This is a genomic window from Coprococcus sp. AM100_B19A, assembly GCF_027662015.1.
GTDB classification, from domain to species: domain Bacteria; phylum Bacillota; class Clostridia; order Lachnospirales; family Lachnospiraceae; genus Allocoprococcus; species Allocoprococcus comes.
The window spans coordinates 42,383-64,731 of sequence record NZ_JAQDKN010000016.1; the positions used below are offsets into that span (position 1 = coordinate 42,383).

At 39.7% G+C, this 22,349-nt stretch carries 25 protein-coding genes and 1 pseudogene; 25 read left to right on the forward strand and 1 reads right to left on the reverse strand.

Annotated features, from left to right (window positions below):
* Window positions 1-68 precede the first annotated feature (68 nt).
* Entirely contained in the window at window positions 69-1,439 is a 1,371-nt protein-coding gene (locus PGQ33_RS13820) for an MATE family efflux transporter (RefSeq protein ID WP_055155742.1), read from the reverse strand.
* Window positions 1,440-1,674: 235 nt separating this feature from the next.
* On the opposite strand from PGQ33_RS13820, the gene PGQ33_RS13825 reads away from it, so the two are divergent.
* The 25 genes and pseudogenes from PGQ33_RS13825 to PGQ33_RS13945 all read left to right on the forward strand — a co-directional run bounded on the left by PGQ33_RS13825 (window position 1,675) and on the right by PGQ33_RS13945 (window position 22,211).
* Entirely contained in the window at window positions 1,675-1,890 is a 216-nt protein-coding gene (locus PGQ33_RS13825; RefSeq protein WP_117835390.1) for a hypothetical protein, read from the forward strand.
* Window positions 1,891-1,922: 32 nt separating this feature from the next.
* A complete protein-coding gene (spoIIID, locus tag PGQ33_RS13830; RefSeq protein WP_055155744.1) occupies window positions 1,923-2,177 on the forward strand; it encodes a sporulation transcriptional regulator SpoIIID in 255 nt (84 codons plus the stop codon).
* Window positions 2,178-2,277: 100 nt separating this feature from the next.
* Window positions 2,278-3,642, forward strand: coding sequence for an MATE family efflux transporter (locus PGQ33_RS13835; RefSeq protein ID WP_270205918.1), 1,365 nt, complete (start codon window positions 2,278-2,280; stop codon window positions 3,640-3,642).
* A 194-nt stretch (window positions 3,643-3,836) separates the two neighbouring features.
* Entirely contained in the window at window positions 3,837-5,384 is a 1,548-nt protein-coding gene (guaA, locus tag PGQ33_RS13840) for a glutamine-hydrolyzing GMP synthase (RefSeq protein ID WP_117558786.1), read from the forward strand.
* 426 nt (window positions 5,385-5,810) lie between these two features.
* Window positions 5,811-6,038, forward strand: a complete 228-nt coding sequence (locus PGQ33_RS13845; protein ID WP_008705329.1) for a hypothetical protein — start codon at window positions 5,811-5,813, stop codon at window positions 6,036-6,038.
* A complete protein-coding gene (locus PGQ33_RS13850; protein ID WP_008393122.1) occupies window positions 6,031-6,249 on the forward strand; it encodes a hypothetical protein in 219 nt (72 codons plus the stop codon). The genes PGQ33_RS13845 and PGQ33_RS13850 overlap by 8 nt, the downstream gene beginning before the upstream one ends.
* On the forward strand, window positions 6,246-6,443 hold the full coding sequence (locus tag PGQ33_RS13855) for a hypothetical protein (RefSeq protein ID WP_024853999.1): 198 nt from the start codon (window positions 6,246-6,248) through the stop codon (window positions 6,441-6,443). Before PGQ33_RS13850 ends, PGQ33_RS13855 begins: the two co-directional genes overlap by 4 nt.
* A 2-nt stretch (window positions 6,444-6,445) precedes the next feature.
* Window positions 6,446-7,525: a site-specific integrase gene (locus tag PGQ33_RS13860; RefSeq protein WP_024854000.1), complete on the forward strand. Its 1,080-nt coding sequence runs from the start codon at window positions 6,446-6,448 to the stop codon at window positions 7,523-7,525.
* Between the two features lie 3 nt (window positions 7,526-7,528).
* Window positions 7,529-7,921, forward strand: coding sequence for a plasmid mobilization protein (locus PGQ33_RS13865; RefSeq protein WP_044925303.1), 393 nt, complete (start codon window positions 7,529-7,531; stop codon window positions 7,919-7,921).
* Window positions 7,893-8,699 (forward strand): ParA family protein, encoded by an 807-nt coding sequence (locus PGQ33_RS13870; protein ID WP_026650281.1) that lies wholly within the window; start codon window positions 7,893-7,895, stop codon window positions 8,697-8,699. Before PGQ33_RS13865 ends, PGQ33_RS13870 begins: the two co-directional genes overlap by 29 nt.
* Entirely contained in the window at window positions 8,689-9,555 is an 867-nt protein-coding gene (locus PGQ33_RS13875) for a ParB/RepB/Spo0J family partition protein (protein WP_026650282.1), read from the forward strand. The genes PGQ33_RS13870 and PGQ33_RS13875 overlap by 11 nt, the downstream gene beginning before the upstream one ends.
* A 24-nt stretch (window positions 9,556-9,579) precedes the next feature.
* Entirely contained in the window at window positions 9,580-10,674 is a 1,095-nt protein-coding gene (locus PGQ33_RS13880) for a DUF6017 domain-containing protein (RefSeq protein ID WP_028087787.1), read from the forward strand.
* A 105-nt stretch (window positions 10,675-10,779) separates the two neighbouring features.
* Window positions 10,780-11,085 carry a hypothetical protein gene (locus PGQ33_RS13885; RefSeq protein ID WP_028087788.1) on the forward strand — a complete coding sequence of 102 codons (306 nt, stop codon included), beginning with the start codon at window positions 10,780-10,782 and terminating at the stop codon, window positions 11,083-11,085.
* A 45-nt stretch (window positions 11,086-11,130) separates the two neighbouring features.
* The gene (locus PGQ33_RS13890) at window positions 11,131-11,688 is read left to right on the forward strand and encodes a hypothetical protein (RefSeq protein WP_044925306.1); all 558 of its coding nucleotides are present in this window, start codon (window positions 11,131-11,133) and stop codon (window positions 11,686-11,688) included.
* Window positions 11,689-11,712: 24 nt separating this feature from the next.
* Entirely contained in the window at window positions 11,713-12,237 is a 525-nt protein-coding gene (locus PGQ33_RS13895; protein WP_270205919.1) for a flavodoxin family protein, read from the forward strand.
* Window positions 12,238-12,312: 75 nt separating this feature from the next.
* Window positions 12,313-12,522, forward strand: coding sequence for a DUF6219 family protein (locus tag PGQ33_RS13900; protein WP_009300563.1), 210 nt, complete (start codon window positions 12,313-12,315; stop codon window positions 12,520-12,522).
* Window positions 12,523-13,141: 619 nt separating this feature from the next.
* On the forward strand, window positions 13,142-13,552 hold the full coding sequence (locus PGQ33_RS13905; RefSeq protein WP_049946959.1) for a single-stranded DNA-binding protein: 411 nt from the start codon (window positions 13,142-13,144) through the stop codon (window positions 13,550-13,552).
* A gap of 13 nt (window positions 13,553-13,565) precedes the next feature.
* Window positions 13,566-14,015 (forward strand): hypothetical protein, encoded by a 450-nt coding sequence (locus PGQ33_RS13910; protein WP_026650179.1) that lies wholly within the window; start codon window positions 13,566-13,568, stop codon window positions 14,013-14,015.
* Window positions 13,984-14,736 carry a phage antirepressor KilAC domain-containing protein gene (locus PGQ33_RS13915; RefSeq protein WP_226852932.1) on the forward strand — a complete coding sequence of 251 codons (753 nt, stop codon included), beginning with the start codon at window positions 13,984-13,986 and terminating at the stop codon, window positions 14,734-14,736. The genes PGQ33_RS13910 and PGQ33_RS13915 overlap by 32 nt, the downstream gene beginning before the upstream one ends.
* Before the next feature lie 70 nt (window positions 14,737-14,806).
* The gene (locus tag PGQ33_RS13920) at window positions 14,807-15,298 is read left to right on the forward strand and encodes a PcfB family protein (protein ID WP_026650181.1); all 492 of its coding nucleotides are present in this window, start codon (window positions 14,807-14,809) and stop codon (window positions 15,296-15,298) included.
* A 23-nt stretch (window positions 15,299-15,321) separates the two neighbouring features.
* Window positions 15,322-17,181 carry a VirD4-like conjugal transfer protein, CD1115 family gene (locus tag PGQ33_RS13925; RefSeq protein WP_222891062.1) on the forward strand — a complete coding sequence of 620 codons (1,860 nt, stop codon included), beginning with the start codon at window positions 15,322-15,324 and terminating at the stop codon, window positions 17,179-17,181.
* A 121-nt stretch (window positions 17,182-17,302) separates the two neighbouring features.
* Window positions 17,303-17,431, forward strand: a pseudogene (locus tag PGQ33_RS13930) (Maff2 family mobile element protein); the annotation flags it as partial.
* Between the two features lie 722 nt (window positions 17,432-18,153).
* On the forward strand, window positions 18,154-20,040 hold the full coding sequence (gene ltrA, locus PGQ33_RS13935) for a group II intron reverse transcriptase/maturase (RefSeq protein ID WP_096240995.1): 1,887 nt from the start codon (window positions 18,154-18,156) through the stop codon (window positions 20,038-20,040).
* A 320-nt stretch (window positions 20,041-20,360) separates the two neighbouring features.
* Entirely contained in the window at window positions 20,361-20,771 is a 411-nt protein-coding gene (locus PGQ33_RS13940; protein WP_109258340.1) for a GNAT family N-acetyltransferase, read from the forward strand.
* Complete coding sequence (locus PGQ33_RS13945; RefSeq protein WP_001028144.1) at window positions 20,772-22,211, forward strand: bifunctional aminoglycoside N-acetyltransferase AAC(6')-Ie/aminoglycoside O-phosphotransferase APH(2'')-Ia; 1,440 nt, start codon at window positions 20,772-20,774, stop codon at window positions 22,209-22,211.
* The last annotated feature ends 138 nt before the right edge of the window (window positions 22,212-22,349 follow it).

Consider the following 22,349-nt stretch of genomic DNA (forward strand, 5'->3'; position numbering starts at 1 on the left):
AAAAAATCAAAAAAATATGAAGAAGAAATAAACAAAACAGGAAAAAATAAAAAAGGTGGGTAGTTAAATTAATTGTCATTAGCGTCAGGTAGGTGTCTGCTGGTGTGGTGGAAGGTGAAGTAGAAAACAATTCCTTTGGTGATAGAGGTAATTGTAAGTGCCCACCATACACCATTCAGACCGAGGCTGGTTTGAGTGAGGATCATGGCAAGTGGGATTCTGGCACTGGTGAGGACAATGCTGATGATACTGCAAAGCTTTGTCATACCAAGACCGGAAAGTGCGCCGATGGTCATAAGCTCAATGGTCATAAAGGTTTCGCTGAATCCGATGATGATCAGATAGTTGATCGCAATCGCCAGAACATCTTTTTCGTGGAAGAAAAGGGAAGCAATCGGTCCTGGCAGGAATACGAAAGCACCGGTTACAATGAGTCCCCAGACAGCGAGGATTTTAAATGAAATATTATATCCTTTCCGAATACGGTCTGGTTTCTTTGCACCGTAGTTCTGACCAACGAAAGCATTTAACGCAGCAGCAAAGCCGTCAGCAGTGTTCCATGAAACAGATTCAATCTGTCCGCCGACTCGCTGTGTGGCAATGGCACCTGCCCCGAATGCAGAAACCATTCGTGTGAGAATCATGGAAATCATGCAGTAAATACTGCTTTGTACTGCTGTCGGAAATCCAATTTTAAAAATACTGATGTAGTATTTTGCAGGGAAACGCGATAGTACATGCATGTTTTGCAGAATATTTGGTTCCAGATCAGAGTGCATAATCCGAATCAGCATGACGATCAGAACCAGTATCTGCGAGGTCACGGTAGCAACTGCAGCACCAACAACCTCAAGCCTTGGAAATGGTCCAAATCCGAGAATCAGAATCGGATCCAGGATCATATTACCAACCAGTCCAAGAAGATTTGCCATAAGCGGTGTCTTGGAATCTCCCTGCGCAGTAGAAAGTCCGGTCAGAGTCAGATTCAAAAATGAAAACAGAATCAGTCCGCAGGTGATCAGTGTATATAATTTCGCAGCGGTATAAGTTTCTGCATCTCCGAGGTTAAAAAAGCCGAGCAGCGGATGAATAAACACGATACATACTGCAGCAAATAAAATTCCCAGTAAAAATGTAAGTCGCAGAGCGGAAGCGGCATATCCCCGTGCCTGTTCATAGTCTCCGCGTCCGCAGGCCTGTGCGACATTGACCTGTCCGCCCATTCGCGGAAGTGCCACGAGCCCTTGTGAGAGCCAGACGTACATTCCCCCAACGCCCACCCCGGCAACGGCTTTGGAACCCAGCATGCCGATCCATGCCATGTCCGTAATATTGTAGGCTGTCCCCAGCAGCGAGGAAGCCATGATCGGAAGCGCCAGCTCTGCCAGCGTCTTTAGAATCGGCCCGGAAGTCAGGTCGATTGTTTTTGTTTTACTCATTTTCTCAAATCCTTACCTGTAAAAATAATAAAATTCACCAGTGCTGTAAATATGTCAGCATGGCGTACTATGATAAGGATAACTTATGAGGAGGGGAAAGTCAATCTGGAGAATTCGCGAAAAAAACATGCCCTTTCAAGGAAGGATGGAGAAGATAACCAGAATTCCAAAATAAAAGCCTTTGACTGCACGCCGCGTGCAGCTATAGGCTAGAAAGGAAAAGCAGGGGAAGCTGATGGAAAAAATAATAATACAAAAACTTCATGAAATAGAAGAAAAAGAGCATGGTAAAATATTACTGGCAGGTCAGTGGATTCTGGAGAGTGAAATAGCAGGATTGAGAGAGAAAGCGGGAAAATTAGGGGAAGAAAAAAAGGTAAGTTGGGAGAAATTGAATGAGATATTTTTGAAGGAAGTTCAATCAGACATACATCCCTTCGCCTTTGCATAGATTGTAAAAAAACAAACTATGCAGGGGTTTTTATGAAAGATTATATTGAGGAGAGAGCGGTTGAGATTGCTTATTATATTATTGAAAATAAGGCGACGGTGAGGCAGACGGCGGTGGCGTTTGGGGTAAGTAAGAGTACGATACATAAAGATGTAACAGAACGTCTTCTCCAGATCAACCCATCTCTTGCAGGTGAGGCGCGAAAAGTTCTGGATCTGAACAAATCGGAACGGCACATCCGGGGCGGACTTGCTACCAGAGAAAAGTACCTGCATCAGCACGCATAAAAAATCCTTTTCTTTGCAAAAAGATGGTGTATTACATTTTTACAGTATATAATAGAGAAAACGGGGATATACAAAAGAGAAGGGACAGGAAAAGAGAAGAATGGGGAAAACGAAACAAAAACAGGATCGAAGTCATTATCTGTTTTCCAATCGGGAACTGGCAAATCTGATCGGACCTTTGGTAATCGAGCAGTTATTGGCAGTTTTTGTTGGGATGGCAGATTCTATTATGGTTGCAAATGTTGGAGAAGCAGCTGTGTCGGGCGTGTCGCTGGTTGACAATATTATGATTCTGATCATCAATATTTTTGCAGCACTGGCGACTGGTGGAGCAGTTGTTGCCGGACAGTATATTGGCAGGAAAGATGAAAAATCAGCATGTAAAGCGGCTACACAGCTGGTATGGTTTGTGAGTCTTAGTGCGGTTGCGATCATGATATTGGTTTACTTTGGAAAAGATATAATTCTGAATCAGGTATTTGGTCACATTACAGCGGAAGTAAAAGGACATGCAGATATTTATCTGCTAATTGTAACAGCTTCGATTCCATTTATCGCGTTATATAATGGTGGGGCAGCAATTTTCCGTGCGATGGGGAATTCGCAGGTATCCATGCGGGTATCGCTTTTGATGAATGCGATTAATGTAACCGGAAATGCAATTCTTGTGTTCGGATTACGGATCGGAACGGCGGGTGTTGCAATACCGACACTGATTTCCAGAATGGTTGCCGCGATAGTGATAACAGTGTTGCTCTGCAATCAGACACGTATCTTGCATATTGAGCGTACACTGAAAATCCGGTTTGATGGAAGAATGATACGGAAAATACTTGCAATTGGGGTTCCCAATGGTCTGGAAAACAGTATGTTTCAGCTGGGCAAAATTTTAGTGCTGAGTCTGGTTTCAACCTTCGGTACTTATGCAATTGCGGCAAATGCAGTTTCCAATGCGATTGCGCTGTTCCAGATTCTTCCTGGAATGGCGATCTCGCTGGCAATTACGACAGTTATTTCCCAGTGCGTCGGCGCAAATGACTATGAACAGGTACGTTACTATCTGAAAAAACTGCTTGCGATCATTTATGTGGCAATGGTGGGAACGGTAGCACTTATTTTCCTTGCACTTCCATTGATTTTGAAAGCATACAATTTGTCAGATCAGACAGCAGCGGCAGCAACAAATATTATTCATTTCCATGGAATCAGTGCAATGATTATCTGGCCACTTTCATTTGCTCTTCCAGCAGCGTATCGTGCGGCAGGAGATGCAAAAGCCTGTATGTATACATCGATTGTGTCGATGTGGATTTTCCGGATCGGATTCAGTTATCTGGTAGGAAAATATATGGGACTGGGAGTATTTGGCGTGTGGATTGCAATGGTGATCGACTGGATAGTACGTGCAATCTGTTTTGTTATCCGGTACTTTAATGGGAAGTGGAAACATGGGGCAATTGTGTAAATACAGAAGAAAGTTGTCATTTGTGTTAGAAAGATGATGCCTGAATATGAGTTTTAATTGCAGACCAGAGTTCAAACTTTGGTTCGGGCGATAGAAAATGCTTGTAAAACATCCAGAGCTCTACTATAATAAAATATAAAAGCAATAAATAGAAAAAGCGGTCTGAAAGGATCGTATTTTACAGGAGGAAAACCTTGAAGAACGAATTAGTGATTGTACTTGACTTTGGTGGACAGTATAACCAGCTTGTCGCAAGACGTGTCAGGGAATGTAATGTATATTGCGAAATTTATTCTTATAAGATTGATATCGAAAAGATTAAAGCAATGAACCCGAAGGGAATTATCCTGACAGGAGGACCGAATAGCTGTTATGAACCGGATTCACCGACTTATTCTGAAGAACTCTTTAAGCTTGGCATTCCGGTACTTGGTCTTTGTTATGGTGCACAGCTTATGTCTCACGTACTTGGCGGAAAAGTTGAAAAAGCTGACGTCAGAGAATATGGTAAGACAGAAGTCATCATCGACAAGAAAGATTCCAAAGTATTTGAAAATGTATCTGCAACAACAACCTGCTGGATGAGCCATTTTGATTATATTTCGCAGGTGGCACCGGGATTTGAGATTACTGCACACACAGCAGACTGTCCGGTAGCAGCAGCAGAAAATGCAGCAGAAAAGCTTTATGCAATCCAGTTCCATCCTGAAGTGCTTCATACACCGGAAGGAACCAAGATGATCAACAACTTTGTAAAGAATGTCTGTGGATGTGTCGGCGAATGGAAGATGGATGCATTTGTTGAAAATACCATCCAGGAAATCCGTGAAAAAGTTGGGGACGGAAGAGTACTTCTTGCGCTTTCAGGCGGAGTTGATTCCTCTGTGGCAGCAGGACTGCTTTCCAGAGCAATCGGCAAACAGCTTACCTGCGTATTTGTAGATCACGGTCTTCTTCGTAAGAATGAAGGCGATGAAGTTGAGGCAGTATTTGGACCGAATGGTCAGTTTGACCTGAACTTTATCCGTGTCAATGCACAGGAAAGATACTACAGCAAGCTTGCCGGAGTTACAGAACCGGAAGCAAAGCGTAAAATTATCGGAGAAGAATTTATCCGTATTTTTGAAGAAGAAGCAAAGAAGATCGGTGCAGTAGAATTCCTTGCACAGGGAACGATTTACCCGGACGTTGTAGAAAGCGGACTTGGCGGAGAATCAGCAGTGATCAAGTCTCATCACAACGTAGGAGGACTTCCGGAGTATGTTGATTTCAAAGAAATCATTGAACCACTTCGTGATCTCTTCAAAGATGAAGTCCGCAAGGCAGGTCTTGAACTTGGACTTCCGGAGAAGCTTGTATTCCGTCAGCCATTCCCGGGACCGGGACTTGGAATCCGTATCATCGGAGAAGTAACGGCTGAAAAAGTACGGATCGTACAGGATGCAGATGCAATTTATAGAGAAGAGATTGCAAACGCGGGACTTGACCGCAGCATCGGACAATATTTTGCAGCCCTGACCAACATGAGAAGCGTTGGTGTTATGGGTGACGAGAGAACTTACGATTATGCAGTTGCACTTCGTGCAGTGAATACGGTAGATTTTATGACTGCTGAGGCAGCGAAGATTCCGTATGAAGTACTTGATAAAGTAATGAGCAGAATTATCAATGAAGTTCGTGGGGTTAACAGAGTATTCTATGATCTGACGAGTAAACCGCCGGGAACGATAGAGTTTGAGTAGCTTGAAAAATCGCGGAAAAGCCCATAAATAAAGGCTTTGCGGGGTGTCGAAAAGACCAAATGGAGTGCAAATGGAGTTTAAAAATTATTTTTTTCTCTTGTTTATATTCCAGATTCACCTGCAAATTTCGTGAAATCGGTTATTCTCATAAAATAAAATTAGAGTAAATATGAAGAACAGTTTGTTTTGATTGAAGTGATTTTCGTCAAGGCAGACTGTTTTTTTGTTGCCTGCATTTAGAAAACAGATACCACAGAAAGGTTCTTTACTTTCGATGAGCTTAAACTCCATGACACAGTAATCACACTGATGGAGAATTAAAAAACAAGAAAATTTGATAAATTTCGGAAAATGATGTCCGATTTTGCATCTGCCAGTACAGAGTATATGAAGAGATAAATATTCAAAACACAGGAGGTACTGATTATGCAGAATAAATTATTTTTAAAGGCAGCCGATATATGTGAACTTCTGGAAGTAAAACAGACATCGGCTTATGAAATCATCGGAAATCTGAACAAGGAACTGGAAGAACAGGGCTACCTGACGCTTAGAGGAAAAGTTCCGACAAAGTATTTTGTGAAGCGTTTCTACGGAGTAGAAGATACTTGTGAGATTCCACAGGAAGAGGGAAAGGAATGGTTTCATGCGTAAGAGAAAAATGTATTTATCAGTGGAAGACATTGCAGAACTCTTTGGATTATCAGTTTCGTTTGCTTACCGGGTAGTGGAAAGAATGAATGCCGATCTGGCAAGCAAGAACTATTATGTGATTCTCGGTCGGGTGCCAACCCGCTATGTAGAGGACAAGATCTATGGTCTGGAACATGTTGAGCAGTATTTGAAGGAGGATAAAGCGGTATGAGTATGATGCAGGAAAAAATGTATATGGATGTGGATGATGTGTGTGCAATTCTTGGAGTTTCAAAAACTTATGCATATAGTCTGATGCGAGAATACAACAAAGAATTGAAGGCAAAAGGCTATATTGTAGTAGCTGGAAAAATCTCTACGAAATTCCTGGCAGAAAAGATTTATGGCATGAAAGTCGAGGATTAGCAATGGGGGTTTACAAAGAAGGAAAAAACTGGAAAGTACAGGTCTATTACAAAGACTGGCAGGGAAATCGGAAAAGAAAACAGAAAAGAGGATTCAGGACCAAGGGTGAAGCTAAGGAATGGGAAAGAGATTTCCTGCAACAGCAGAGCCAGGGTGTGGATATTGAATTTGGAAATTTTCTGGAGATTTATTACAAAGATATGGATGTCCGTCTCAGAGAAAACACTATGTACACGAAGCGATATATTATTGACCTGAAAATCAAGCCTTATTTTGAAAAGAAGATTCTCAGTGAAATTACGGTGGCAGACGTCCGTGCATGGCAGAATGAGTTGCTGACGTATAAGGATAAGAATGGAAAAGGATATTCTCCTACTTATCTGAAAACAGTGAACTGCCAGCTGACTGCAATCTTCAATTATGCAATGCGGTATTATAACCTGCAGGATAATCCCTGCAGGAAGGCAGGAGCGATTGGCAAGAGTAAAGGAGAACCGAAGGACTTCTGGATGCAGGAAGAGTTCAATGCTTTTCTGGAAACAGTAAGTGATAAGCCGGAGACAAGAATGGCGTTTCTTTTGTTGTACTGGACCGGAATGCGTATCGGTGAATTGCTTGCACTTACTTATAATGACATCAATCTTGAAGAGAAAACCATATCAATCAATAAATCTTATCAGAGACTGAAAGGAAAGGATATGATCACGCAGCCGAAAACTCCAAAGAGTATCCGTGTGATTACGATGCCGGATTTTCTTGCAGAGGAATTTAGGGAGTATTGCAGTCATTTGTATGGAATTATGAAAAAGGAAAGACTTTTTCGGTTTACCAAATCGCATATGGAACATTGTATGGCTACCGGAATCGAGCGGTCTGGTGTAAAGCGGATACGACTTCATGATCTCCGCCATTCCCATGCCAGTATGCTGGTTGATATGGGGGTGGCTCCATTGGAGATTGCAGAACGCCTTGGACATGAAAAGGTGGAAACCACGTTGAACACTTATTCACATCTGTATCCGTCTACACAGAGTAAATTAGCAGGTTTGCTAGATAAGAAACATGAGGAAGAGGAGGAATAAGCGATGGCTGGTGACAGACATGGAAAACACAACACAACGACCATTTCTTTTCGGGTGAATTCTTATGAAAAAGCAACAATTGAAGAACGAGTGAAAGTGAGCGGAATGAAAAAACAGGATTATATCGTCCGATCATGCATTTACAATCATGTATGTGTTGTTGGAAAGAAAGAAACAATTGAGATTATCCGGTCAGAAATGAAGGAAATGAGTTTGGTTTTGGAGGATGTGGCAAAAGATTTGAAGTCTGAAAAACCAGTTATTTCAGAACCGGTTCTTGATAGTATGACAGAACGGTATCTTGCATTTTTGGAAGCAGCATTATGGATGCTGAAAGGTTCAAGTTATTTATGGGAGGATAAAAAGGATGGAAGAGAAAGTAATGAAGGATTGTAAAGTGCTGGCATTGTGTTCACAAAAAGGCGGGGTTGGCAAGACAACAAGTTGCGTGAATCTGGCAGTCGGACTTGCAAAAGCAGGGAAGAAAGTGCTTGTGATTGACAATGATCCGCAGGGAAGTATGACAGCAAGTCTTGGGTATCATAACCCAGATGAATTACCAATCACACTGGCTACTATTCTGACAAAGATTGTAGAAGATGAACTATTTGAAAATACACTGGGAATTTTACATCACCAGGAAGGAATTGATTTGATTCCGGCAAACATCGAACTCTCTGGAATGGAAGTTTCACTTGTAAATATTATGAGCAGGGAACTTGTCTTAAAACAATATATAGAAAGAATGAGAGAAGAATACGACTATATATTGATTGACTGTATGCCATCACTTGGAATGCTGACGATCAATGCACTTGCCAGTGTCGATGCAGTTATTATACCTGTCCAGGCGGCTTATCTTCCTGTAAAGGGTCTAGAACAGCTGATACGGACGATAGGAAAGGTGCGAAGACAGCTTAACAAACAACTGAAAATTGGAGGTATATTGATCACAATGGTGGATAACCGAACGAACTATGCAAGAGATATATCTGATCTGATTTTTGATACATATGGAAACCAGATTAAGATTTTTCCACAGAGTATTCCATTTTCAGTACGAGCAGCTGAAATCAGTGCGGAAGGAATCAGCATATTTGAGCATGATCCAAAAGGAAAAGTAGCGGCTGCATATTGGCAGATGACACAGGAGGTGCTTTTGGATGAAAGGTAGAAGTGCATCGAAGATAAAACTGACATCTTATGATGAATTACTTGGAGGAGGAGAAGAAACGAACGATATCCAGCAGGTTTCACTTGAGCATTTACATTCTTTCGAGAACCATCCATTTCAAGTAAATGATGATGAGGCAATGGCGGAACTGGTGGAAAGTGTGAAAGAAGAGGGAATTCTTACAGCATTACTGGTACGACCGCTGGGTGATGGTGAATATGAAATCATCGCCGGTCACAGAAGGAGACATGCGGCACAACTTGCTGGTCTTAAAGAGGTTCCGGTTATTATCAGAAATATGGATCAAGATACAGCTGTCCGTGCGATGGTAGACAGCAATCTGCAGAGACCTAATATACTCCCAAGTGAAAAGGCATTTGCTTACCGTATGAAGATGGAAGCAATGAATCATCAGGGAACATCAGGCGGTATCAGTGCGAAAGACATTGGAAAGAACGCAAATGACAGTGCAAGGCAGGTGTATCGCTATATCCGGCTTACTTATCTGATGAATGACCTATTAAACGCAGTAGATCGTGATGTGATCGGATTGCAGGTAGGTGTAGAGCTTTCCTACCTTACGGTTCCAGAACAGGAGATGGTGGAGGAAGTGCATGAGAGTACCGGAAAATATCCAAGTCTGGAACAGGCAAAAAAAATAAGGCAACATCGAGAAGAAAAAACGCTGACAAAAGAGATTGTGCGGCTCCTGGTTATAGGAGAGCGTAAAAAGAAAACAACGGTAACATTAAAACAGGATGAAATTAAGAAGTATTTTCCTCCAGAGTATGATGAACAGAAGATACGGACTGTTATATGTCAGCTTTTGGAGGAATGGAGCAATCAGAATCATTGATAAGTACGAAGGGAGGGATGTGTCATGAGTATAAGAGCAACATTCCATTATTTTCAAGGAATGGAATGCGATATGTACAGTTTTTATCGTATTCCCAAACTGCTGTTTACAAGTGAATATTTTAAAAATCTCTCCTGCGAAGCAAAGGTGCTGTACGGACTGATGTTAGACCGGATGTCACTGTCCATCAAGAACCGGTGGTTTGATGAAGAGGACAGGGCATATATTTTCTTTTCGGTGGAAGAGATTATGGAAATGCTTAACTGTGGCAGGAATAAGGCTGTGAATTGTCTAAAAGAGCTGGATCAGGAAAAAGGGATTGGATTGATTGAGAAGAGGCGAATCGGACTTGGAAAAACAAATGTTATTTACGTGAAAAATTTCAGCCTGACAGAATATCCAGATGAGCCAGCAATCTTTGATTCGGAAGAAACACCGGAAAATGTAGCAGAGAGAAAAGAAAATACAGAGACAGAAATAGAAGAATATGCGAAAAAAGAGCCGGAAAAGCCCGTAAATACACAGAAGTTTGAAAAACAAACTTCAGGAAGTTTGAAAAATAAACTTCAAGAAGTTTCAAAAACAAACTTCAAGGAGTTTGAAAAACAAACTTCAAGAAGTTTAGAAAACAAACTTCAAGAAGTTTCAAAAACAAACTGTAATAATACTGAATATAATTATACTGAATTTAGTGAGAATGAATCTTATCAATATCTATCTGAACAAGAGAAAGGGAGAGATAGGATACAGGAGAGAAATGAGTATCGACAGTTAATTCATGATAATATCGAATATGAGATCCTTTGTCAGAGCTATGGAACTGGACGAGTAGAAGAGCTGGTAGAGCTGATGCTGGATGCAATATGTTCGACAAAGACATATCAACAGATCAATGGGGAAGCTGTGCCTACACAAGTGGTCAAGAGCCGTTTGCTCAAAGTCGGGTATGAACACATCCAGTATGTGTTTTTCAGTCTTGACAGGAGTACAAGCAAAGTGAAGAATATCCGGCAGTATATGCTGACGGTATTGTATAACGCTCCTGCAACAATCAATCAGTTTTATGATGCTGAAGTTCGACATGACATGTACTGGGGGAAGGATATTCCAGACAGGTAAGAACTTTGTGCCCACTGGGCACGAAGTTTAAAAAGAGATAGTCATATCTGGCAGATATGCTAAAATAACCTTGTGTCCACTGGGCACAAAGTAGGAGGAAGAATTATGTTGAGATTTATGATAAAACTGCCATTTCGAATTATTGCAGCTCCTGTTTGGCTGGTACTTGCAGCGGTGAATATTGTGCTGGTGTTCCTGGTTGGGTTATCTGCTGGATTCTGCTATCTGATAGCCGGAATCTCTGTTGTGACAGAAGTTTTGAGTATTGGGTTTGGAATCAGTACGGACTGGACAATGAAATCAGCGATTATTACGACAGTAGTGTTTGTTCTACTCCCACATATCGGTATGGGGATAGTTGCAGTAATTGAAGTTGTGAAATGTGGATTACAGGAATTTATTTTTGGATGATTGTGGAAAATATAGTGGCGCTATATGGAAAGGCAGAAATAAACAATGGAAGAATTATATAAAGTGATGGATGATTTGCTTGAGGTGGAATTTCAGATGAAAGCAGGGATGGATATTCTGAAAGAACTGGAAGAGTTTTATATGCTGGAAAAAGAAACCGAAAAATCGGATGCTAGAAAAGTAGCTGTGCTGATGAAAGGATATCTGCAGTCGATGAAGTCAAATATTCGAGAAATCATTCGTTATATTGATGACACGACACTTGAAAAATCAAATGATAAAAAGAAAGATAAACAGGAATCTGCGAGCACCATATCCGAGGAAGTGCAGGAATTTGTGAATCTGACAATTACAGAGCATATGGGGAAAGCATATTCAGAATGGAAGTTAAAGCAGGATAAAGAGCCAGTAAGTGAGATTGATAAGAAATACCAGAAATTACTGGAAACGTTATCCCAAGAACAGGAAGAAGTGATTACGGAATACTGTAATGCAATTTTTAGCAGTGGAGCAGAAACAGAAGAATTTTTCTATCGACTGGGATTAAAAGATGGACTGAATCTGAAAAATACGGTAAAATCTGTATTAGAAATGATATCATGAAATCGGAAGTTGGAGGATACACGCATGAAAATTGTAATCATTAATGGAAGTGCCAGAAAAGGAAACACGCTGACAGCAATCAATGCATTTATAAAAGGAGCATCAGAAAAGAATGAAATTGAAATCATTGAACCTGACAAACTCAACATTGCACCATGCAAGGGATGTGGTGTCTGTCAATGCTCTAAGGGATGCGTCGATAAGGATGATACAAATCCTACAATTGATAAAATTGCTGCCGCAGATATGATTCTTTTTGCTACACCAGTTTATTGGTGGGGAATGTCAGCACAATTGAAACTTATCATTGATAAGTGCTACTGCCGTGGATTGCAGTTAAAAAATAAAAAAGTTGGCACGATTGTTGTAGGCGGTTCTCCCGTAGACAGTATCCAGTATGAGCTGATTGATAAGCAGTTTGACTGTATGGCAAAATATCTTTCATGGGATATGCTCTTCAAAAAATCATATTCTGCAACAGCCAGAGATGAACCTGAAAAAAACAAGGATTCCATGAACGAACTTGAGGGGATCGGAAAAAATTTATAAAGCACGTTCCAAATTCCTGTTTGCATATTTCATCAAACGGTACATATTAAAATTAACACAAAGGGAGATGTTAGAATGAAAGCTCATGAATATTGGTCTGTCGGAGCATTGATAACGATGCTAGGAACTTTTTATAGCGGATATAAAGGTTCAAAATCAAGCCATAAATATTTTGCGGCAAGTTCTTTGCTTTGTATGATTATGGCTATTTACACAGGTCATAAGATGATATCTAAAAACAAGAAAACAAAGAAAGAACCAATATCATTAGGAAATGAAGAATAATACAATCAACCTTGTGCCCAGTGGGCACGAAGTTGGCATAGTCACTATGGTGTCAGGAGAAATCCTGGCATCTTTTTTTTATATCTTTTTACACTTCAAAAAATAATTTCAAAAAATTTCTAAAATCATGTCCGATTTTGTCGCTCCCAATACAGAGTATATGGAAGGCAAATTGAAAATCCTCTGATTTCCAAAAATCACAAACGTAAAAGAGGTTCAGACAGTTCTTCCGATTGCACCTTGACAATTGAAGGAGCTGATACATCTTGAGGAACATGCTTACCGGAGATAATCCGGCTCGTGCAGGCGAAGACTCCTACGGGAAGAGCGAAGCAATAATGATACCACCGAAGGGTACAGGACCTCTGCTGAAACAGAGACTGTGACTGTATTTTTACAGCCGGGTTATCTGGAATGATAACGATCAGATGTATATGTACAGACAAAGCCCAAATGTGAATACTTAGATTTTCTTATTTATATTACAGGAGAAATCCTGTAGCAAGTGGGGAATGGTTCGAATCCATTCCTCATTTTTTCGTGCAGAAAATGCACAGATTATTATCCTGTTTGAAATACCAGGGAAGGGTGTTGCAGGAAGAAAGGGAGGACAAAAAGAATGAATACGATTGTTTTAATGGGTAGACTTGCCAGAGATCCAGAAACTAAGCTGACATCTACGCAAAAGGGACAAACCAAAGTATCTAGGTTTCCACTGGTAGTAAAAAGAAATCGCACAAGCAAAGCATTTGTAGTGATGATCACAGCTTATGGAAATAATGCAGAATTTGTGGAGAAATATCTTGAAAAAGGAATTAAGATTGCTCTTTCCGGAGAGTTGGTAATCTCTCAGATCAAAGATGAACAGACTGGAACTGCATCCTATTATACCGAAGTCATTATGGATAATGTAGAGTTTGCAGAAGCCAAAACAAAAAAAGAAGAATCTGACGGATTTCAACCAGCAGAGAAGAGGAAGATTCCATTCGATATACCAGAAGAACTTGAACAAGAAATGCCATTTCGATAGGAGGACAAGATTTATGAGAAAATACTTTTTAGAATTATTTGCAATAGGATTGGTTGATTCAGAAGGAAGAATCAATACAGAACATATGACAAGTGATGCGCTTATGACTGCCATGAAAACAATGGAAGAGCTGACGCAAATGAAAATGGATCGTTTGGTTTTGGAAACAACAATGGAGATGATCTTATGTATGTTTGAGTCATGTGACACAGAGGAATTTACAGAAATATTAGGCAAGCTGCTTGGCGGAAAGCAGACTTCTAAAGTGACAGCTCATTTGGAAGCACTGGAGGAATTGTTGACAGAAGAGGAATATAGTAGTTTCCTTGCAGAATATCTTGGTTATTTAACCGTGAATGTAGCAGAGTTTATTAGGAGCACAATCATTGAAAATGGTTTGATGTTACTTGCCGGTTCAGGAGGAGAAGAGGATGGAGAAGAGGATGGAGAAGACGGATTATAAAATCACAGAGTTTCACAATTCGGAGTTTGGTTCCATCCGTATGATTGAAGATGGAGGCAGACTTTTATTTTCTGGAATTGATGTAGCATTTGCTTTGGGATATGCAAAACCAAGAAATGCGATAAATGTTCATTGCAAGGGGGCCCTGAAACGGGGCGTCCTTACATCAGGTGGGGTACAGCCAATGATTTTTATTCCAGAGGGAGATGTATATCGGCTGATTACAAAAAGTCGTTTAAAGTCAGCACAGAATTTTGAGAAGTGGGTATTTGATGAGGTACTTCCGGCTATTAGGAAAACAGGCGGATATTTAGAGACCGATCTTTTAGACAGGGTAAAAGATAACCCGGAACTTCTTTTGGAATTTGCCGAGAGACTTTTGGCAGAAAACAATCGAAATCGAGAATTGCAAAATCGTGTAAAGGATATGCAGCCAAAAGCAGATTATTATGATCATTTCATGATTACAGGAGAATGCACCAATATTCGAACGACGGCAAAAGAGATTGAATTTCCAGAAAGAAAATTTGTGAAACTTCTTTTAAATAGAGGATTTCTATATAGGAGTCCATCCGGCACGCTGTTACCCTATGCGGTGGAGAAGAACAATGATCTGTTTATTGTAAAAGACTATTTTAACAATGGACATCTTGGTTCACAGACATTGGTTACACCAAAAGGAAAAGAATTTTTTAAAGCGTTGTGTGCGGAGGAAGAGTAAAGAATGAAGGAGGTGGTTGCCATGATTACAGATCTGGACAGCAGTTAAATCGCTGAAAGGAGGGAAAATCATGCAGGAAGAGGTAACTCAGAAAACGGTCACGTTCTGCATTCGGACTACCAAAGTAACAGCAGATTTATTGAAAAAGGTTCTTGCTGCTTATCTGCGTCATCAGAAGCAGAAATCGGTAGAGAAGAAAGCGAAGAAGAATCAGCCGAAACAGGGAAAGGTCACGGTAAAAGAGCTGGCAAAACAAAATGCCGGGATGGTCAATATCGAGATCACAAATAAGAATATCAAGTCCTTTGAACGTTATGCCAGAAAATACGGGATCAATTATGCTTTGAAAAAAGATAAGAGTAAAGATCCACCGATGTATCTGGTGTTTTTTAAAGGACGTGATCAGGATGCCCTCAATGCTGCTTTCCGTGAGTTTTCCCAGAAACAGATTCAAAAAGCGAATAAGCCTTCTATTCACAAGCGTCTTGCAACTTACAGAGCAATGATGCCAAAGAAATCGAAGGACAAAGTAAAGAACCGGCATCAGGAGCAGAGCCGATGAAAAAGCAAATCGGTAAAAATCTGATGCAAAAATGGAAGAATAAGATCAGGGTCAGGCTGTCCGCCCTGGATAAAAAGAAACTGGTTCTTACCAATATCCCATATATCTTAACTGCTTTTTATACAAATCGGGCATCATTTCTTTACAGAAACAGTCTGGGAGAAGATATTGGGAACAAGCTATTATATGCGATGGAACATGCAGACAGGATTCTTACTGGATTGCAGCCAAGTTTTAACTGGCGTGATATGCTGACAGGAATTGTAGCAGCTGTCATTCTGAAATTACTGGTATGGCAGAAACAGTCAGATGCAAAGAAACTCCGGAAAGGAATCGAGTATGGTTCAGCCAGATGGGGAAACGCTGAGGATATTAAACCTTATATGTCGGAAGATCCCTGGATGAATATTCCATTAACAGCAACAGAAGCATTGACTATGGAAAGTAGACCTAAACAGCCAAAGTATGCAAGAAATAAAAATATAGTGGTCATTGGCGGCAGTGGTTCCGGAAAAACTCGATTTTTCGTTAAGCCGTCAGTCATGCAGATGAACTGTTCCATGGTCATTACAGATCCGAAAGGCACTCTGATCGAGGAGTGCGGGAAGATGTTAGCAAAGGGACCACCTAAGAAAGATAAGAATGGAAATATTATGAAAGATAAATCAGGAAAAGTGGTACACGAACCATATGTGATTAAGGTTCTGAATACTATCAACTTTTCCAAATCGCTTCATTACAATCCATTTGCTTATATACGGTCTGAAAAAGATATCCTGAAGCTGGTTACAACAATTATTGTTAATACCAAAGGCGAAGGGGAAAAAGCTTCCGAAGATTTTTGGGTGAAAGCAGAGAAGCTGTTGTACACGGCATTGATTGCTTTTATCTGGTATGAAGGAGATGAAGAGGAAAAGAATCTGAATACCCTTCTGGATCTTTTGAATGAAAGCGAAACCCGTGAAGAGGATGAAACTTACCAGAATCCAGTGGATATGATGTTCCAGGAACTGGAAGAAAGAGATCCGCAGCACTTTGCGGTCAGACAGTATAAAAAATACAAAATGGCGGCTGGCAAAACAGCCAAAAGTATTCTTATTTCCTGTGGTGCGAGGCTGGCACCATTTGATATAGCAGAACTTCGTGAGATCATGTCTTATGATGAAATGGAACTGGATAAGATCGGGGACAGGAAGACAGCCTTGTTTTTGATTATGTCCGATACAGATACAACATTTAACTTTGTGATTGCCATGTTACAGTCACAGCTTTTCAATCTGCTTTGTGACAAAGCAGATGATGAATATGGTGGAAGACTGCCAGTTCATGTGCGTGTCATTGCTGATGAGTTTGCCAATATTGGACAAATTCCTCAGTTTGACAAGCTGATTGCAACCATCCGAAGCAGGGAAATCTCTGCTTCTATTATTTTGCAGTCACAGAGTCAGCTAAAGGCAATGTATAAGGATAGTGCAGATACTATTCTGGGTAACTGTGATACCACACTATTTCTTGGAGGAAAAGAGAAAACTACCTTAAAGGAAATGAGCGAGCTTCTGGGTAAGGAAACCATTGACCTGTATAACACTTCGGAAACGAGGAGCAATCAGAAGTCCTTTGGATTGAATTACCAGAAAACAGGCAAACAGCTGATGACAGAAGATGAGATTGCAGTCATGGATGGTGGAAAATGTATCCTGCAGATCCGTGGGGCCAGACCATTTTTCTCGGACAAATATGATATCACGAAACACAAAAACTATCGGCTTCTTGCAGATGAAAACGAGAAGAACCGGTACAAAGTAGAGAAAGAGTTAAATCCGCAGTACACACCGAAATCTGAAGAAGAGGTGGAAGTAATTCATGTAGAACTGTCGGAGTAACCTTGGGAATGAACAGAAAATAATGAGGAAAGGAATAACTGACATTAGGTGCACCGGCTTTTTAGTCGGTGTATTTTCGTTCCCGTAAACACCTGAAAGAAGTCAGTTTTGGTGAATGTATATGGCATTTTTTAGCAGTGCAATTACAACTTTCAAAACTCTTGTAGTCGCACTCGACGCATGTCTTGGCGTGTGGGGTGTCGTAAACCTTCTGGAAGGATATGGAAACGACAATCGTGCGACACGTTCGTAAGTGAAAAGCTTACGCACAAAGTCGAAGGGCAATTGTAGCCCGAAACTTTGGAGAACTGATATTCCGATGGGTGAAATGAGGGGGTAACGTCCCGAAGCGCCACCCTAATACTCCGAATGGCGGGGAGCATGCAACGGCTCTCTCCAAAAGTTTATAGAGCTCGGTGAAGTCGGCAGAGAGCAATCGTAAGACTGGTTTTCAGGCCAGACACGAAAGCTGTCCAGAGGTGGATGGTGTTGCCTATATGCCGGGGGTCGGATATCCATGGTGAGAATGTATGAAAATACTGACGAAATTCCGAATGTACGAGTCTAAACGTTGATGCTGTCGAAAGGCAGTACACCTTTCATGGTGGTATCTGTGGGCAAGTAAAATTGGTTGTTATGAAAGTCCATGCATCGTTACAGGCGGTGCGGTTATGCATGACCAGATACAGGCTTAGAGGAAGAACCTAAAGATATCCAATGATAGGAATATCGGAACGTGGAAAGCTGGGGACACGGAGGCGGTTGCAAGCCAGTGATGTGGTGGATGGGAATACCTTCGCGAGAGGGCAATAACCATTCTTTATTCCAGTGAGAGTAGTGGCACAGTACCTATGAAGCCGTGAATAAGTAAGCGGTGGAGGGATAGCCACAAGTCGAATTCAGCAATGAAAATGAAAACACAACAAACACAGCTTCGAGTATGACAAAGAAAATCCAAACCGAAGGGAGAGGATGCCTGTGTTGACTTCGGGGCAGCAAGAAAGGAAAAGTAAACAGAGAAAAATCCGCAACTCAGAGTATTACGACATGGAAGGTACTTTTGACAGGCTGTATGCAGAAAGTAAGAAAGATAAAACCTTCAACCATCTGATGGAAATCATCGAGAGTGAAGAAAATATCAAGCTTGCATACAGAACGATAAAGAAGAATACAGGAAGTGATACTTCGGGAGTGGATAAAAGGACGATAGCCGACCTTGCAAAGTTAAGCGAGGAAGAATACGTCCGTCTCATACGGAAACAATTCAGTAATTATCATCCACGACCCGTAAGGCGAGTGGAAATACCAAAGCCCAATGGAAAGACCAGACCGCTGGGAATTCCAACTATCGTGGATCGGATCGTACAGCAATGTATTTTGCAGGTCATGGAGCCGATATGTGAAGCAAAATTCAGTGAGAACTCCAACGGGTTCCGCCCGAACCGTTCCGCTGAGACTGCTATTGCGCAATGCATGAGGCTGATACAGGTACAGCATCTGTACCATGTGGTTGACCTCGATATTAAAGGCTTCTTTGATAATATCAGCCATACAAAGCTGATGCGTCAGATATGGGCATTGGGAATTCGGGACAAAAAGCTGCTATGCATTATAAAAGAGATGTTGAAAGCACCTGTTGTTCTGCCAAATGGGGAGAAAACATATCCCACACGGGGTACTCCGCAAGGCGGTATTTTGTCGCCATTGCTTGCAAATATCGTATTAAATGAACTGGACTGGTGGATTGCTTCCCAATGGGAACAGATGCCAACAAAGACAAAATTCAAAACGAGGAGCAATGCGCAGGGAACAGAGATTAAGAGCCACGCTTACAGGGCTCTGCGCCGGAGCAGATTAAAAGAGATGCATGCAGTTCGGTACGCAGATGATTTTAAAATTTTCTGCGCATCACATGAGGATGCCGTCAGAGCATACAAGGCAACAGAGTTATGGCTAAAGGACAGGCTGGGGCTGGAAATCAGCCCTGACAAATCCAAAGTAGTTAATCTCAAAAGACAGTATTCTGATTTTCTCGGGTTCAAGCTGAAAGTCCGTAGAAAGGGTAAGAAATATGTGGTTCGGTCTCATATGAGCGATAAAGCATACAAAAAGGCTCATGATAAAGTCTCGGAAGAAGTAAAGGAACTGGCTCATTCGTCAGATGATAATGTTCAGTTCATGCAGCTTCAGAAATACAACTCTGTAGTTGCTGGACTTCATGAATACTATTGTATTTCCACAGAAGTATCTCATGACTTCAGCAGACTTGCCTTTAGTATCAACAAACAGCTCAGAAACAGACTGAAAGGCGACTTATCCAAAAAGGGACAACTCAGAAATGGGTTCATCAAAGAAAAGTATGGAACAAGCAGACAGATGAGGTTCCTTCATGGACGTCCGGTGGTTCCACTGGGATATGTCCAGCCGAAGAACGCCCAGCATAAAAGGAAATCCATCAATAAATACACGGTCAAAGGTCGGGAACAGATTCATAAGAATCTTGCAATCGACACAGCGACGATGTTATGGCTGATGAGAAATCCTGTAAAGGGTAGAACCATTGAATATGCGGATAACCGTATTTCTTTGTATGCGGCACAGTATGGTAAATGTGCAGTGACGGGAATTCCGATGGATTCTCATGATATTCATTGCCACCATAAAGTGCCGGTAAGCAATGGTGGTTCGGATGAATACGCAAATCTAATTCTTGTCAGCAAAGAGGTTCATATCCTTATCCATGCTTCCTCAGAACCCACGATTGAGAAGTACCTGAAATCCTTAAATCTTGACAATAAACAAATAGAAAAGCTTAACAAACTTCGTAGTATGGCAGAAATGCCACCTATTATTCTTTGAATTTAATGCTGTAACGAAGTGTGTAAGTTGTGTTTAAAACCCTGGACGGCTGAATTCGATGGAGCGCCGTGTGCGGTGAAAGTCGCATGCACGGTGTGGAGCGGGGGAAAATCCGGAGATAACTTCAAAGGATTACCTATCGCTATCCGGTGCTAAGAGCCAGGGCATCAAACAGTTCATGGCTAATTAAAGGGAACAAAAAGAAAGGAAAAGCACAATCCAGACGGTATCAGCGGCAGGCTACAAGAATAAATTGTAATTACACAAGATTGGTGCTATAATAAGAGAAAAGTTCCTGCCGGGGCAGTCGCCCCGGTGGTATGGATAGAAAGGCAGGAAAGGAAGAAGTTTTAATTGATGATAATATGGTTTTTGATATTGATAATTTAAAAGGATTTCTTAATGATACCAGTTCATTTGGGTTTATAGCTAAAGAAAATAATAAAATTATAGGATTTGCATATTGCTATACACTTTTAAGACCTGATGGAAAAACAATGTTTTATTTACACTCAATAGGAATGTTACCTAACTATCAAGACAAAGGTTATGGTTCAAAATTATTATCTTTTATTAAGGAATATTCTAAAGAGATTGGTTGTTCTGAAATGTTTTTAATAACTGATAAAGGTAATCCTAGAGCTTGCCATGTATATGAAAAATTAGGTGGTAAAAATGATTATAAAGATGAAATAGTATATGTATATGATTATGAAAAAGGTGATAAATAAATGAATATAGTTGAAAATGAAATATGTATAAGAACTTTAATAGATGATGATTTTCCTTTGATGTTAAAATGGTTAACTGATGAAAGAGTATTAGAATTTTATGGTGGTAGAGATAAAAAATATACATTAGAATCATTAAAAAAACATTATACAGAGCCTTGGGAAGATGAAGTTTTTAGAGTAATTATTGAATATAACAATGTTCCTATTGGATATGGACAAATATATAAAATGTATGATGAGTTATATACTGATTATCATTATCCAAAAACTGATGAGATAGTCTATGGTATGGATCAATTTATAGGAGAGCCAAATTATTGGAGTAAAGGAATTGGTACAAGATATATTAAATTGATTTTTGAATTTTTGAAAAAAGAAAGAAATGCTAATGCAGTTATTTTAGACCCTCATAAAAATAATCCAAGAGCAATAAGGGCATACCAAAAATCTGGTTTTAGAATTATTGAAGATTTGCCAGAACATGAATTACACGAGGGCAAAAAAGAAGATTGTTATTTAATGGAATATAGATATGATGATAATGCCACAAATGTTAAGGCAATGAAATATTTAATTGAGCATTACTTTGATAATTTCAAAGTAGATAGTATTGAAATAATCGGTAGTGGTTATGATAGTGTGGCATATTTAGTTAATAATGAATACATTTTTAAAACAAAATTTAGTACTAATAAGAAAAAAGGTTATGCAAAAGAAAAAGCAATATATAATTTTTTAAATACAAATTTAGAAACTAATGTAAAAATTCCTAATATTGAATATTCGTATATTAGTGATGAATTATCTATACTAGGTTATAAAGAAATTAAAGGAACTTTTTTAACACCAGAAATTTATTCTACTATGTCAGAAGAAGAACAAAATTTGTTAAAACGAGATATTGCCAGTTTTTTAAGACAAATGCACGGTTTAGATTATACAGATATTAGTGAATGTACTATTGATAATAAACAAAATGTATTAGAAGAGTATATATTGTTGCGTGAAACTATTTATAATGATTTAACTGATATAGAAAAAGATTATATAGAAAGTTTTATGGAAAGACTAAATGCAACAACAGTTTTTGAGGGTAAAAAGTGTTTATGCCATAATGATTTTAGTTGTAATCATCTATTGTTAGATGGCAATAATAGATTAACTGGAATAATTGATTTTGGAGATTCTGGAATTATAGATGAATATTGTGATTTTATATACTTACTTGAAGATAGTGAAGAAGAAATAGGAACAAATTTTGGAGAAGATATATTAAGAATGTATGGAAATATAGATATTGAGAAAGCAAAAGAATATCAAGATATAGTTGAAGAATATTATCCTATTGAAACTATTGTTTATGGAATTAAAAATATTAAACAGGAATTTATCGAAAATGGTAGAAAAGAAATTTATAAAAGGACTTATAAAGATTGATTATATAATATATGAAAAGCTATTATAAAAGACATTAGTATTAAATAGTTTAAAAAAATGAAAAATAATAAAGGAAAAAAATATTTCTTAAAATTGTGATAGGGGTTGTTCTTGCTTGTATTTTATTTGTTTGTTTTC

Bases quoted from the DNA above. Each gene is read 5' to 3' on its own strand.
- PGQ33_RS13905 (WP_049946959.1), top strand. From the start codon at position 13,142: ATGAATACGATTGTTTTAATGGGTAGACTTGCCAGAGATCCAGAAACT.
- PGQ33_RS13835 (WP_270205918.1), top strand. From the start codon at position 2,278: ATGGGGAAAACGAAACAAAAACAGGATCGAAGTCATTATCTGTTTTCC.
- PGQ33_RS13825 (WP_117835390.1), top strand. From the start codon at position 1,675: ATGGAAAAAATAATAATACAAAAACTTCATGAAATAGAAGAAAAAGAG.
- PGQ33_RS13945 (WP_001028144.1), top strand. From the start codon at position 20,772: ATGAATATAGTTGAAAATGAAATATGTATAAGAACTTTAATAGATGAT.
- PGQ33_RS13920 (WP_026650181.1), top strand. From the start codon at position 14,807: ATGCAGGAAGAGGTAACTCAGAAAACGGTCACGTTCTGCATTCGGACT.
- PGQ33_RS13870 (WP_026650281.1), top strand. From the start codon at position 7,893: ATGGAAGAGAAAGTAATGAAGGATTGTAAAGTGCTGGCATTGTGTTCA.
- PGQ33_RS13850 (WP_008393122.1), top strand. From the start codon at position 6,031: ATGCGTAAGAGAAAAATGTATTTATCAGTGGAAGACATTGCAGAACTC.
- PGQ33_RS13865 (WP_044925303.1), top strand. From the start codon at position 7,529: ATGGCTGGTGACAGACATGGAAAACACAACACAACGACCATTTCTTTT.
- PGQ33_RS13820 (WP_055155742.1), bottom strand. From the start codon at position 1,439: ATGAGTAAAACAAAAACAATCGACCTGACTTCCGGGCCGATTCTAAAG.
- PGQ33_RS13940 (WP_109258340.1), top strand. From the start codon at position 20,361: ATGGATAGAAAGGCAGGAAAGGAAGAAGTTTTAATTGATGATAATATG.
- PGQ33_RS13885 (WP_028087788.1), top strand. From the start codon at position 10,780: ATGTTGAGATTTATGATAAAACTGCCATTTCGAATTATTGCAGCTCCT.
- PGQ33_RS13895 (WP_270205919.1), top strand. From the start codon at position 11,713: ATGAAAATTGTAATCATTAATGGAAGTGCCAGAAAAGGAAACACGCTG.
- spoIIID (WP_055155744.1), top strand. From the start codon at position 1,923: ATGAAAGATTATATTGAGGAGAGAGCGGTTGAGATTGCTTATTATATT.
- PGQ33_RS13900 (WP_009300563.1), top strand. From the start codon at position 12,313: ATGAAAGCTCATGAATATTGGTCTGTCGGAGCATTGATAACGATGCTA.
- ltrA (WP_096240995.1), top strand. From the start codon at position 18,154: ATGCCTGTGTTGACTTCGGGGCAGCAAGAAAGGAAAAGTAAACAGAGA.
- PGQ33_RS13915 (WP_226852932.1), top strand. From the start codon at position 13,984: ATGGAGAAGAGGATGGAGAAGACGGATTATAAAATCACAGAGTTTCAC.
- PGQ33_RS13860 (WP_024854000.1), top strand. From the start codon at position 6,446: ATGGGGGTTTACAAAGAAGGAAAAAACTGGAAAGTACAGGTCTATTAC.
- PGQ33_RS13845 (WP_008705329.1), top strand. From the start codon at position 5,811: ATGCAGAATAAATTATTTTTAAAGGCAGCCGATATATGTGAACTTCTG.
- PGQ33_RS13925 (WP_222891062.1), top strand. From the start codon at position 15,322: ATGCAAAAATGGAAGAATAAGATCAGGGTCAGGCTGTCCGCCCTGGAT.
- PGQ33_RS13875 (WP_026650282.1), top strand. From the start codon at position 8,689: ATGAAAGGTAGAAGTGCATCGAAGATAAAACTGACATCTTATGATGAA.
- PGQ33_RS13855 (WP_024853999.1), top strand. From the start codon at position 6,246: ATGAGTATGATGCAGGAAAAAATGTATATGGATGTGGATGATGTGTGT.
- PGQ33_RS13890 (WP_044925306.1), top strand. From the start codon at position 11,131: ATGGAAGAATTATATAAAGTGATGGATGATTTGCTTGAGGTGGAATTT.
- PGQ33_RS13880 (WP_028087787.1), top strand. From the start codon at position 9,580: ATGAGTATAAGAGCAACATTCCATTATTTTCAAGGAATGGAATGCGAT.
- PGQ33_RS13910 (WP_026650179.1), top strand. From the start codon at position 13,566: ATGAGAAAATACTTTTTAGAATTATTTGCAATAGGATTGGTTGATTCA.